Source organism: Synechococcus sp. (assembly GCF_982614295.1).
In genome coordinates, this window is sequence record NZ_CEXBMR010000021.1 from 14,783 (window position 1) to 27,073 (window position 12,291).

The 12,291-nt window shown below is 51.1% G+C and carries 15 protein-coding genes and 1 tRNA gene; 4 read left to right on the forward strand and 12 right to left on the reverse strand.

Annotation, left to right across the window (positions count from 1 at the left end; genetic code table 11):
* From AC2JC8_RS05150 to gcvT, 4 genes are read right to left on the reverse strand one after another with little or no spacing between them, the layout of a single operon-like run.
* Positions 1-1,605: a CTP synthase gene (locus tag AC2JC8_RS05150; RefSeq protein WP_484420092.1), complete on the reverse strand. Its 1,605-nt coding sequence runs from the start codon at positions 1,603-1,605 to the stop codon at positions 1-3.
* 16 nt (positions 1,606-1,621) lie between these two features.
* On the reverse strand, positions 1,622-2,107 hold the full coding sequence (locus AC2JC8_RS05155; protein WP_255131384.1) for a Dps family protein: 486 nt from the start codon (positions 2,105-2,107) through the stop codon (positions 1,622-1,624).
* Between the two features lie 26 nt (positions 2,108-2,133).
* Entirely contained in the window at positions 2,134-3,918 is a 1,785-nt protein-coding gene (gene aspS / locus AC2JC8_RS05160; RefSeq protein WP_484400811.1) for an aspartate--tRNA ligase, read from the reverse strand.
* A gap of 40 nt (positions 3,919-3,958) precedes the next feature.
* A complete protein-coding gene (gene gcvT / locus AC2JC8_RS05165; protein WP_484400810.1) occupies positions 3,959-5,047 on the reverse strand; it encodes a glycine cleavage system aminomethyltransferase GcvT in 1,089 nt (362 codons plus the stop codon).
* A 148-nt stretch (positions 5,048-5,195) separates the two neighbouring features.
* Between gcvT and AC2JC8_RS05170 the strand changes: the two genes are divergently transcribed.
* Entirely contained in the window at positions 5,196-5,435 is a 240-nt protein-coding gene (locus tag AC2JC8_RS05170; RefSeq protein ID WP_484400808.1) for a hypothetical protein, read from the forward strand.
* Here AC2JC8_RS05170 and speB read toward each other — a convergent pair.
* Both speB and speE read right to left on the reverse strand, forming a co-directional pair.
* Complete coding sequence (gene speB, locus AC2JC8_RS05175; RefSeq protein ID WP_484594301.1) at positions 5,413-6,309, reverse strand: agmatinase; 897 nt, start codon at positions 6,307-6,309, stop codon at positions 5,413-5,415. The two genes, AC2JC8_RS05170 and speB, sit on opposite strands and share 23 nt — an antisense overlap.
* Positions 6,306-7,154 (reverse strand): polyamine aminopropyltransferase, encoded by an 849-nt coding sequence (gene speE, locus AC2JC8_RS05180; RefSeq protein ID WP_484400806.1) that lies wholly within the window; start codon positions 7,152-7,154, stop codon positions 6,306-6,308. Before speE ends, speB begins: the two co-directional genes overlap by 4 nt.
* A 63-nt stretch (positions 7,155-7,217) precedes the next feature.
* Between speE and AC2JC8_RS05185 the strand changes: the two genes are divergently transcribed.
* Positions 7,218-7,970: a carbonic anhydrase gene (locus AC2JC8_RS05185; protein ID WP_484400805.1), complete on the forward strand. Its 753-nt coding sequence runs from the start codon at positions 7,218-7,220 to the stop codon at positions 7,968-7,970.
* Here AC2JC8_RS05185 and AC2JC8_RS05190 read toward each other — a convergent pair.
* Positions 7,941-8,621, reverse strand: coding sequence for a hypothetical protein (locus tag AC2JC8_RS05190; protein ID WP_484400803.1), 681 nt, complete (start codon positions 8,619-8,621; stop codon positions 7,941-7,943). The genes AC2JC8_RS05185 and AC2JC8_RS05190 overlap by 30 nt on opposite strands.
* Positions 8,622-8,696: 75 nt before the next feature.
* On the opposite strand from AC2JC8_RS05190, the gene arfB reads away from it, so the two are divergent.
* Positions 8,697-9,134: an alternative ribosome rescue aminoacyl-tRNA hydrolase ArfB gene (arfB, locus tag AC2JC8_RS05195; RefSeq protein WP_295533956.1), complete on the forward strand. Its 438-nt coding sequence runs from the start codon at positions 8,697-8,699 to the stop codon at positions 9,132-9,134.
* Here the strand turns inward: arfB and mazG are convergent.
* A complete protein-coding gene (gene mazG / locus AC2JC8_RS05200) occupies positions 9,118-9,906 on the reverse strand; it encodes a nucleoside triphosphate pyrophosphohydrolase (RefSeq protein WP_461556236.1) in 789 nt (262 codons plus the stop codon). The two genes, arfB and mazG, sit on opposite strands and share 17 nt — an antisense overlap.
* A gap of 8 nt (positions 9,907-9,914) precedes the next feature.
* Complete coding sequence (locus AC2JC8_RS05205; protein ID WP_482682693.1) at positions 9,915-10,406, reverse strand: metal-binding protein; 492 nt, start codon at positions 10,404-10,406, stop codon at positions 9,915-9,917.
* 12 nt (positions 10,407-10,418) lie between these two features.
* Here AC2JC8_RS05205 and AC2JC8_RS05210 point away from each other — a divergent pair.
* Positions 10,419-10,490 (forward strand) — tRNA-Val (locus tag AC2JC8_RS05210).
* A gap of 41 nt (positions 10,491-10,531) precedes the next feature.
* Here AC2JC8_RS05210 and AC2JC8_RS05215 read toward each other — a convergent pair.
* The 3 genes from AC2JC8_RS05215 to AC2JC8_RS05225 form a co-directional block, all read right to left on the reverse strand.
* The gene (locus AC2JC8_RS05215; RefSeq protein WP_481930825.1) at positions 10,532-10,924 is read right to left on the reverse strand and encodes a HEPN domain-containing protein; all 393 of its coding nucleotides are present in this window, start codon (positions 10,922-10,924) and stop codon (positions 10,532-10,534) included.
* Entirely contained in the window at positions 10,911-11,294 is a 384-nt protein-coding gene (locus AC2JC8_RS05220; RefSeq protein WP_481930824.1) for a nucleotidyltransferase domain-containing protein, read from the reverse strand. The genes AC2JC8_RS05215 and AC2JC8_RS05220 overlap by 14 nt, the downstream gene beginning before the upstream one ends.
* Positions 11,295-11,713: 419 nt before the next feature.
* The gene (locus AC2JC8_RS05225; RefSeq protein WP_484594302.1) at positions 11,714-12,031 is read right to left on the reverse strand and encodes a hypothetical protein; all 318 of its coding nucleotides are present in this window, start codon (positions 12,029-12,031) and stop codon (positions 11,714-11,716) included.
* Between the last annotated feature and the right edge of the window lie 260 nt (positions 12,032-12,291).

Here is a 12,291-nt window from a genome sequence, read left to right on the forward strand (position 1 = left end):
TTATTGTGTTTGATATTTAAGAGCCGCTTCAATCAAACCGCGAAATAAGGGATGGGGCTTGCCTGGCCTTGATAAAAATTCTGGATGATATTGACAAGCTAAAAAGTAGGGATGGCTTTTTAATTCAATTAATTCCACTAAACGACCATCGGGCGACATGCCACTTATTTCATAACCTGATTCTACAAATAAACTGCGGTAAGCATTATTAAATTCAAAGCGATGGCGATGTCTTTCATATACCACTTCTTCTCCATATAGTGCGTGCGCTTTACTGCCAGCTGCCAAACGGCATGGGTAAACTCCAAGCCGCATCGTGCCGCCAAGATCCACCACATCCTGTTGTTCCGGTAGTAGATGAATTACAGGATGTGTGCTAGCGGGTTCTAATTCGGCACTGGTGGCATCCACTAAACCGGCGCAATTTCGAGCCCATTCGATAACAGCGGTTTGCATGCCGAGGCACAAACCAAGAAACGGCACCTGCTGCTCTCTTGCCCAACGGATTGCATCGATCTTGCCATCAACGCCGCGGTTGCCAAAACCCCCAGGCACCACCACCGCATCCATGCCTGTTAATAACTTTTCAGCTCCTTGCTCCTCTAGGAGTTCAGCATTAACCCAATGCAGATCAAGGCCGCAATCGGCATCAAGGCAAGCATGACGCAGGGCTTCAACCACCGAAAGGTAAGCATCATTTAGCTGCACATATTTACCAACTAAAGCAACTTTTACTGCTGGGCCCGGGTTGCGTAGGCGACGCACTAATTCTTCCCATCCAGCCATATCACTTTCATGATCTTGTAGGTTTAGCACCTCCAATAGTTGACGGCATAAACCTTCGCGTTCCAGTGCAATCGGCACCGCATAAATACTGTCGGCATCAAGGGATTGCACTACGGCTTTAGCCGATACACCACAAAAGCCACCAATCTTTGCCTTTAATTCATTGCTGATTTCACGATCACTTCTACATACTAATAAATCTGGCTGAATACCAATTGAGCGCAATTCTTTTACCGAGTGCTGGGTGGGCTTTGTTTTTAATTCACCCGATACGCCAATGTATGGCATAAGTGTTACGTGCACGTAGGCAAGGTCGTGGCGACCCACCTCGCCGCGAAATTCACGAATCGCTTCTAAAAAAGGTAGCGATTCAATATCACCTACGGTGCCACCAATTTCAGTAATTACCACATCTGCGTTGGTATTAGCGGCAACCCTATGAATCCGTTCGCGAATTTCACCAGTAATGTGAGGTATAACTTGCACCGTGCCGCCATTGTAATCGCCACGACGTTCTTTGTTGATTACCGCTTGATATATAGATCCTGTGGTAACGCTATTTAGCCTAGACATAGCCGTATCAGTAAAGCGTTCGTAATGGCCTAGATCCAGATCGGTTTCAGCGCCATCTTCAGTTACAAATACTTCACCATGTTGATAGGGGCTCATTGTGCCTGGATCCACATTTAAATATGGATCAAGCTTCAATATCGAAACGCTATAACCACGGCTTTTTAATAGCCGCCCCAGGCTGGCTGCCACAATTCCTTTGCCGATGCTTGATACAACACCGCCGGTTACAAATACAAATTTGGCCATAACGCCAGCCTATAGATCAGCCTTCAAGAATGCTACGCAGCATCCAGGCAGTTTTTTCATGTATCTGCAAACGTGCATTCAGCAGATCGGCAGTGGGGCCATCTTCCGCTGCTTCAGCTAGGGGCAGGATCCCGCGGGCGGTGCGAGCTACGGCCTCGTGGCCTTTCACCAATTCCGCCACCATCGCCAATGCTTCAGGCGCTTGTTGTGCTTCTTCAATGCTTGATAATTCCGCATATCTGCGGCCGCCCATAGGGGCAAGGTGGCCGAGGGCGCGAATACGCTCGGCGATCTCATCTAAGGCATTCCATAGCTCGGTGTATTGCTCCATAAACATGGAGTGCAAAGAGCTAAACATTGGCCCAGTTACGTTCCAATGGAAGCCATGGGTTTTTAAATACATCACATAGCTATCGGCAAGCAGCCGCCCTAATCCTTCGGCAATTTCTTGGCGTTGGTTGGCGGGGATACCGATATCGATGGGGGGAGCGAGATGGGCCATTTGCTGAGCGGATGGGCTTGGTTTACTCATATTGAATCAACCCAGGTGCTGGCAACATTTAATTCAGCCAGTTGAGCGTCGCTGGCAGCGCCGGGGGCGCCCGTAAGCAGGCATCGTGCTTGTTGGGTTTTTGGAAATGCAATCGTGTCGCGGATTGATTCTTCACCTGCCAGCAACATCACCATTCGATCTACGCCAAAGGCGATGCCGCCATGGGGCGGGGCGCCAAGCTCTAGGGCCTCAAGTAGAAAACCGAATTGAGTTTCTGCCTCTTCTGGGGCAAGGCCAATGGTGTGGAGCACCTGCCGTTGCAACTCTGCTTTGTGGATTCGCAGCGAACCGCCGCCTAATTCGAGGCCATTTAGCACCAGGTCGTAGGCCTGGGCCCTGGCGCTAGCGAGATCATCAAGATCAGCTGGATTTGGCGAGCAGAAGGGGTGATGCAGGGCTTCAAGGCGATTTTCATCGTTATTGCGCTCAAACATTGGGAAATCCACCACCCAGAGGAAGTTCCAAAGCCCTGGAGGCACAAGCCCAAGCTCCTTGGCAAGGTATTGCCGCACTCGATCCAGCGCCTTATTTACCGTTGCTGTATCGCCTGCACCAAAAAGCAGCAAGCTGCCTGGGGTGGCGCCAGTGCGGGCCAGTAACTCAGCTTTAGTGGTTTCGCTGAGATTGTCTTTAATTGCACCGATCGTGTCGATTTCTCCCCCTTCCCGCACGCGAATGAAGGCAAGGCCGCCGGCACCAGCTTTTTGCGCTTCGGAAAACACATCACCGCCTGGTTTTATGCGCACATTGCTCAGCGCATCATTGCCACCTGGCACTGCAATGCACTTAACGCTGCCCCCTGCTGCCACAGCACCGCTAAACACCTTGAAGCCCATGCCTGCCACAAGATCGCTCACATTGGTGAGCTCCATGCCGTAACGCGTGTCTGGGCGGTCGCAGCCATAGCGCTCCATCGCTTCATGCCAGGTGAGCCTTGGTAGCGGCAGCTGCAACTCCACCCCTTGCACTGCTTTCCAGATTGCTGCAATCAGCCTTTCATTTAGTTCAAGGATTTCCTCTTGGCCAAGGAAACTCATCTCTAAATCCAACTGCGTGAATTCCGGCTGGCGGTCTGCGCGGAGATCTTCATCACGAAAACAACGGGCCACTTGGTAGTAGCGCTCAAGGCCGCCCACCATCAGCAATTGTTTAAACAACTGGGGGGATTGGGGCAAGGCAAACCATTCCCCACCACATACCCGTGATGGCACCAGGTAATCGCGGGCGCCCTCCGGGGTGGATCTGGTAAGAACCGGGGTTTCAACTTCAATAAAACCTTCTGTTTCCAGGAAATTCCTGGCGGTTTGGATTGTTTTATGGCGCAGGGTGAGGTTGCGCCGCATCCGCTCGCGCCGCAGATCTAGGTAGCGATATCGCAGCCTTAATTCCTCTCGGGTGTTTTCCTCTTCATGCACCGATACGGGAAAGGGCAATGGCCGGCTTAGGGCGTTCAGCACTGTGAGCTGTTGGGCCAGCACCTCTACAGCACCAGTGGCAAGCCGTTCATTTAATGAAGCAGCAGGGCGGGCTCGCACCATCCCCTCCACCTGCAGCACCGTTTCACAACGGAGGTGCTCAGCGATTGCAAAGGCTTCAGGGCCTAGATCGGGGTCCACTGTGATCTGAATGGTGCCGCTGCGGTCGCGTAGGTCGATAAAGATCACACCGCCGTGGTCGCGACGGCGATCTACCCAGCCGCAAAGCAACACCTTGGTTTCAATGCTGTTTGTGCGCAGATCGCCGCAGGAGTGGCTGCGCATAGTGATGGTTCAGCGAATCGGATGATCCCATGCAGACGGTTCAATTAGCACGGTAAAAGGGGCGTTTCACCACTTGTGCTGCTTCTTGGCGGCCGCGGATATCAACGCTTAATTGGGTGCCGAGCTTGGCGAGAGCTGTTGGTACATAAGCCAAAGCGATTGGTAATTCAAGGCTTGGGGCCCAGCTGCCGCTTGTGATTTCCCCCACTAACTCCCCGTTGTGATGCACCGAATACCCATGGCGGGCAATGTTGCGCCCCTGCAGCTTTAAGCCCACCAGCCGCCGCGATACCCCCTGGGCTGTTTGCTTTTCCAGCACTTCTCTACCGATGAAATCAAGCGGCATTTCTAGATGCACCAACCAGCCGAGGCTGGCCTCCAGCGGGCTGGTGTTGGCATCCATATCACTTCCGTAAAGGTGCATTGCTGCTTCTAAGCGCAAACTGTCGCGGGCGCCTAAACCGCATGGAGCCACCCCATCAGCCAGCAATTGCCCCCAAAGCCAGCAACCAACTTCGCGGCTAAGCAACAACTCAAAGCCATCCTCTCCGGTGTAGCCGGTGCGAGCGGTGAATACTTTTGAACCGTTGATTTCTAATTCGCGGTGGCCAAAGCGCGGCAGGCCCGATAGATCTTCACCACAAAGTTGTTGCAGCTTTGCTGCAGCTTCAGGGCCTTGCAAAGCAAGTAAGACCCCAGTGGTTTTTTGATCACTTATTTCTATGCCTTGAGGTGAAAGATGTTGTTCAAGCCAGGCGGTGTCAGCTGCAACGCAAGCGGCATTAATAACAACAAATAATTCATCAATGCCAGCGATTTGGCCGCGATCATAAATAATTAGATCATCAATAATTCCGCCGGCTTCATTTAGTAGCACGCTGTAGATCGCTTCACCTGGGCCGATGCGATGCAGATCGCTGGGTACTAAGCCTTGTAATTTGTCTTTTGCGCCCAGCCCCTTCAGCTTCAGTAAGCCCATGTGGGAGATATCAAATACGCCGCAACTACTGCGAACAGCCTTGTGCTCAGCAATCACGCCTTCAAATTGCACCGCCATCTCCCAACCGGCAAACGGCACCATGCGGCCTCCGGCATTGCGGCACGATTCGGTTAAAGGGGTGCGGAACATGAGGCTCAACTAGCTGTTGCGATTCTGATACCTAGAAGCATTTGATTGCTGCGATTTAATTCGCATTTCGGTAGGAAACCTGCAGTTTGCTTTGCAAGCTTTGGTATTGGTTGCATCCTCTCTAAGTTAAGTGATCTTTTTTAATTCCATGGCTAGCCGCAGTAGCTGCCGTAGTTGTAAGCATTGCCAGCCAGCCGGTGGATTGTCTTGGTGCAAATTACGGCAAGTGCCCTTACATCCGGAGCTCACGGCTGACCTTAGTTGCCATCATTGGACTGCCAAAGCACCGGAATTACCGCCATTGCATTTATTGGAACCCGCAGGTGTAGTTCCAAACGACAGCCATCAGCTTCCCTTGCTTGAATTTAATCATTTGGAATTCCATTAATTAGCAGCAGCAAACTGCGCACAACCTTTGCCGCAAAAATGCTGCTTACACCCGATGGATCAAGCATTGGCGCCAGTTCCACCACATCTGCTGCCACCAGGTTGTGATGGCGTAATTCATCGATAAGGCAAGCAAAATCGCTCCAGAGAAAACCGCCGGGTTCAGGGGTGCCGGTGCCCGGTAGCACCGCTGGATCAAACCAATCCAGATCAACGGTTAGGTAGATCGGAGTGCCGCGTAAAGGTTGCAATGCCCTTGCCATCTGTTCGATTGCCACCAACCTGTTGGTTTGATGTAGCTCCTTAAATTCAGCGCGGCTGCCACTGCGGATGGCCATCTGCAGTAGTTGTTTACTTGGCAACACCTCTAGGCAGCGGCGCATGGCGCAGGCGTGGCTGTGGTTTGATCCCAGCCATTCATGGCGTAGATCAGCATGGGCATCGAGTTGTATCAGCACTAAATCAGGATGTTTAGCGGCTACAGCCGCCACAGCACCGGAACTAATCGAGTGCTCACCGCCAAGCATTAAGGGCTTGAGGCCGAGAGCCAGCACCGCTTCGGTGGCCTGCTTCACGGCCGCTACCACCGGCTCGGGGGCGCCGAAGGGAATGTTCACGGCACCCAGATCCACAAAGGCGAGATCTTCGAGATCCAGATTTAGTTGAGGGCAGTAGCTCTCAATGCCATTACTCACTTCACGGATAGCGGCGGGGCCAAAGCGAGCGCCGGGGCGAAAGGAAGTGGTGCCATCGTATGGAACACCAAATATTGCAACCGAGCAGGCGGCGGGCTGCCGGCGGCTGCTCATAAAAATCGCACCATCTGAATCAAATAAATCCGAATCAAATAGATCTGAATTCACTAAATCGCTCATGAATTAAGGGCCCTTTCAATGTTGGCGGGAATGGCATCAAAAGCACCGCGTTGCCAGCGGGCACTCCAGATTTCGCAGCCGGCGGCAATGCTGGCTACCCGTTCTGGTTTTGCCTGGCGGTAACGGGGGCCATCCACTGCAGCAAAGGTCCAACTCCACCAACCACTGGGATACATCGGCACCCAGCCATACATAGGATCGGCATAACCAAAAACCTCCCGCAGCAGTTTCACCGTATCGATGTGCACTTTTCGGAAAGCTTCTGGTGATTCGCTTTGGGTGGCAAACACTCCACCGGGTTTAAGGATGCGCCGGCAATTTTCAAAAAAGGCGCGATTAAATAAACCTTCAGCTGGGCCAGCGGGATCAGAACCATCAACGATCACCACGTTGTAACTGGCATCTGCTGCATTAGCGGCAAAAGCAATGCCATCCCCCACGGTGAGCTGGAATCGGGGATCTGTCCAACAACCGCCCCCAAGGCTCGGTAGGTGCTGCTGGGAGAGCTCCACCACTAAGCCATCAATTTCCACCATGTGCAGCTCTTTAACGCCGCTGTGGCGCAGGCATTCACGGGCGGTGCCACCATCACCGCCACCAATCACCAGTACCCGTTCAATTGCTTCGGCGCCGCAGAGGGCTGGATGTACCAATGATTCGTGGTAATGACGCTCTTGGTGCTCAGCGGTCATCCAGCAGCCATCAAGCAATAGGCCTTTGCCATAACGCTTGCTTTCGATGATCGATACCCGTTGAAATGAGGATTGTTGTTCGCTGATCACATGGCCTTCAAGGCCGTAGCGCACACCATCAAAAATTTCATCAATCCAGCCGGGTTCGGGCATGGGGGTATTGCATTGGTTTCCAATACAGCTAAACCTTTAGCTGGGTCGCTTGTCAGGTGAGCTATGGCACTAAGCCGCAGAGAGCTGTTGGAAAAAGCCGGATTACTGGGGGTGGCGCTGGGGTTGAGCCAGTGCTGGCCAGGGCTGGCTGGAGCTAGTGCGATTGATTTGGATTTGCGCGCTGAATTGGAGCAATGCAAACCAAGGTTGCAGCCATTGGAAGCCCTAATGGCTGGCAATCAGCGCTTCATGGCGGCATGGGCCGCTGCGGGGGATGCGGCAAGCCCAGAATTACGGATGCAAGCCCTGCAGCTTGCCTATGGCGAGAGCGGTTGTGAAATCAATCCAAAAGCCCTAGCGCAAGGGCAAAGACCATGGAGTGCTGTGCTTACCTGCGCTGATTCGAGGGTGCCCCTGGAGTGGTTATTTAATACAGGTGATGGCGAATTATTTGGGGTGCGCAGCGCCGGCAATACCGCTTTTAACGAAGGGGTGGCCTCTTTGGAATATGCGGTAGCAAATCTGGAGGTGCCTTTGATCGTGGTGCTTGGTCACAGCGGCTGCGGCGCTGTGACAGCTGCAATGGCTGAGGCAACACTTACGCCATTACTAGAGGATTTAGTTACTCCAATTCGCGCTTCTTTTGTTGCCGGTAATAATCTCACAGAAGCAATTAAAGTAAACGCTTGTTATGCGGCAGCTCAGCTACCGAAACGCAGTGAATTGTTGCAGCGGGCGCAAGCGAGCGGGAAGTTAAAAATTCAACCTGCTTATTTCGATATCAGTTCAGGGCAGGTTAGTTTGCTTTTGGTATGAATTTTGTAGATCGTCCTGTAATACATAGGCAACACCATCTGCCTTTAGCAGGGAATCTTTATCAAGCACTCGCATTTTATAAGACCAACCTTTGGGTAAACTTAGGCGTTCACCAAGGCGATCTAAATCTTCAATTTTTAAATTCTGATCTACAATTTGGGAGTAGCTTTGCATGCGAAATATTGCGCCAGAAGCTGAGGTTAATTCATATACCTTCCTGCCTTTCAGGTAGCTGAATGTGCTGCTGCGATCGACTGAATTTACTTGATATGGTCGCTGGATATTTAATATGTTAGCCAGGCTTACTTTTATGGAAGCGCGTTCTCGCAATTGCAAGCCATTAAATTCAACTACCCTGCCAGATTTTGTAGCGCCCGCCGCCTTTATCGCATCCATTATCCAATAACGCGGTCCATTCAGTTTCACCATAAAAGCGCCAAAACTAGCGGCGATTGATTTTGCATTTTGGCGCGACCATAAACCAATTGGGCAATTATTTAAACCTGCGGTATTAAATACTGGAATTTCAAAATTTGTACCAGTGCGGAAGATGGGGATTATTTCGCAATATCTTGAATTTCGCAACTCTTGCGCAGCTGCAAGAAATTGGGTTTGTTTTACCGTAGGTATCGATTCGGCACCTATGGCCATTGCAAAAATAAGTGGAATAAAAAAGCTAAACATGCATAATTAATTGAGCTCATATTCACATTAAGCGATGCCGGCATGGAGTTTGATCAACTGCGGCTGAACCAGCAGCTTGTGATTCCAAGCGCTGAATTGAGCTGGAGATTTTCCCGTGCTTCCGGCCCTGGCGGACAAAACGTAAATAAAACCGATTCGCGGGTGGAGTTGTTGTTTGATCTTGCTCGTAGTGAAGCCCTACCAATACTTTTAAAAACTCGTGCATTGCAACGCCTGGCAGCTGGTTTGGTAGATGGGGTAGTGGTGATAACCGCTGCGGAATATCGCTCCCAGTTGCGTAATCGGGAGGCAGCTTTGGTTCGTTTGGCGCAGCTATTGCGCACTGCGATTGCAGCACCTCCGCCACCAAGGCGTGCCACTCGCCCCAGCCGTGGTTCGGTGGAGCGGCGCTTACAAGCAAAAAAGCAACGCAGCAGCATCAAGGGCCATCGGCGCAGTGGGGCTACACCGGAGGATTAAGAGCTTTGATTTCAGCCTTTGCCTGTTGCCATTGCTTCTCTAATTCAGCGCTGCTGCGTTCCTTAAGTTCACCACCTAGGGCTGCTTCCACGCGGGCGAAACGATCTAGAAAGCGTTGATTAGTGCCATCTAAAGCTTCCTCTGGATTTAATTCACACCAGCGGCCAAGATTTACCAAGGTAAATAACAAATCACCTAATTCTTCTTGGGAATGTTTTTTATTGCCGCTGCCCAGCGCTTCTTTTAATTCCTGGAGCTCCTCTTCTACTTTTGCCCATACGCCATCGAGATCAGGCCATTCAAAACCGGCCGCGGCTGCTTTTTTGGAAATCAGCATTGCAGCAGCCATTGCGGGTTGGCTGCGTATTTTGCGTTGCAGTTCAGAAGCTAAACCCACCTTGGTTTCGCCGCGGGCCTTCCGCTCTTCTGCTTTGATTTCTTCCCAACTAAGGGCCGGCACTTCTGGATTAAATACATGGGGATGGCGGCGCACCAGCTTGGCGCTGATGCTATTTATCACTTGCTCAAGATCAAAAGCGTCGCGTTCTTTAGCGATTTGGGCATGGAGCACCACTTGCAAAAGCAAATCCCCGAGTTCTTCTGCAAGGTGCTGATCGCTGCTGTAGCGAATTGCATCTACCAGCTCATGGGCTTCTTCCAGCACATAAGGAATGAGGGAGCTGTGGGTTTGCTTGAGATCCCAGGGGCAACCACTTTCTGGATCCCGCAACTTGGCTACCACAGCGATCAATTTGTTAAAAGCTTCCACGATTACTGAAATCAGAGTGGCATTGGATCGCCATCTTGGATCAAATGCAGCCAGGCACTTGCTTCAGTAGCGCTTATGGCAATTATTACTAGCGGTTTTTGCTGTTGCCATAACTGCTGCCAGCAGCTCAGTAAAGCGATTGGGCTTGGGCAGCCGATTGGCTGTAAAACTGCGGCCGCGAGCAGTAACAGGATCGCTAAATAGCAAAGCCTGCAGGCACTACCAAGAATTGGTGTATGGGATAGCCAGCCCCTATGCCTCACTAATTTCCTATATGGCATCCATAGAAATGCCAACGGCCCCCAGCGGCGGCTGGGCCGGGAATTGGTATCAAGATCTGGTGATAACCAGAGGCCGCCAAACCAAAAAGCGATCGATCCCACCAAAAAACCGCTCCAGCCAAGCCAAAACCAGCAGATAAAGCCGTAGGGCAGGGCTAGATAATTTGTGAATTGATCGTGGCGGCGGCCTGTAGCCAAATTGTGGGTTCCACGGTTTGGCACAATAGATAAACCGCCCGGTTAGCTCAGCGGTAGAGCGCCTGCCTTACAAGCAGGATGTCGTTGGTTCGAAACCGACACCGGGCATTAGTAGAAACTTGCTTCTACAGCTTCTAATCCCAATGAATTCATTGTGAATAGCTGACTAACTCGTCCACATGGGCAAGTAGTTCAGTGCAGAGTTGGTTCCAGGCAGTGCGATTGAGGTGTTCCAGCTCCGGGTCTTCGTCGTATCGCCACACCACAGCAAAGAGGGTGAAGCGGCTGAGTCCAAGGAAAGGCTCAACAGCGGCGTCCTGGTCGCGAAGCATCAAAAACAACAACCTGAGGTTGTGACTGAAAGGTGGTTGCTCAGGCGAGAGCACCAGGAGCCAGGCCTTCAAAGCTTTTTCTATTGCTTGCTGCAGATGAAAACCCCAGGTTGATTCTTCAAAAAGCGATGAATCTGCCATGGCCATTGCGGTTCGCAGATCGCGGTGTGCAATGCGAAGAAAGCCGGTTGAGGTTTCAGCCGGGGCCATGCAGTGGCTCCGCAGGATCCAGCCGTCGCCCATAGCGGAAGGCCTCGGCGATCACATTGATCCCGCCATGACGACGATGCTCCACTTCGCTTGCGGAGTAAAGCAGTAGCTCGATCGGCAGGCGGTGATGGGCCAATTTCCAACCCAAGGCATCCGTTTCGTTTAGACGCGAATGGTTGGCCAACCAGGCATCCGGCACTGTTATCAGCAGATCTAGATCGGAATCGGGGCGGGCAGTGCCGCAGGCGCGGGAACCAAACAGGCGCACTTCAGCGCCGGGTATGGCTGCCTGGATCTCGGCCGCAATGGTGCGCAGCAGTGGTTCATCCACTCGGTAGTGATAGCTGTAATGGCGGGCTGAGGCGCTCATGAAAGTCAGGTTGGATTGTGCAAATGTTGCACTAGTTGTAGTTAGTTAGATCAAAGTTATCCCATTCCGCGACACCGGGCATTGATCAAAACATTGTGTCGATTGCTCTGGCAACAATGATTATGAAAATCCCACTCATGCATAGGGTATGAAATAAGTGAGCTACTTTGAGGCGAGAGCCCATTAGAGAATGCCCTTCTGCAATACCTAGGTTGATACCTGCCACCATCGCCAAGAAAAAATAATCAAGTAATCCAGGCTGCCAATTATTCGCTCCAGAGGCCATCTCTTCAGGGAAAGATATTCGGTTGACATTTGCAGGAATCTCTGATGGTAAAACTTTATCCCTCCCTGGGTAGTCGAAAAACCAATACCAAAATACAAATATAAAGGCGATCGTAAAATAAAGTATTATTCCCTCAATTAAGTAATTGATAAGACTTCATATTAGTACCCATGAGATCTATAAAGATCAGCACAAGATTGTCGAGAAACTGAGCTGTTGCTAGTAAGCCAAGTGTTCTTAATGCTCCTCTATTTAGGTTTGTGCGGCCAATAATTGCAGGAACAATCTTTAATAGTAAATACGCCCAAAAGCTTGCGCCAGCAATCCAAAGTGATGTGGATAAAATAGCTAAAAATGGCGAAGCGTTGCTAAAGGAAAACCTATAAGCAATTTCTTGAGCAACCTTAAAGCGATTATGTGTGCCAAATAAATCTAGTAGAGCAGATAACATCAGCATCCCCAGGTAGGGCGCTGTTGTGCGGATGGATAGATCTGTTCTCATTAGTATTTTGCGTTAGGGCTCCGAACCTGTTCCTCTCACGCGTAGGCAATTACTGCCAAGCGCTAGGGAGGAAGCCCTATGGCTTGGCCAGCAAAAGCAATTTGAAGTTTTAGTGGGATCGTTAGAAACAACCCCCCAGAGTTAAAACTTTCCTTTAATCCTCAGGGAACAGGAAATCGGCGAGTTCTTCAGCATCAACCTCGTAGGCG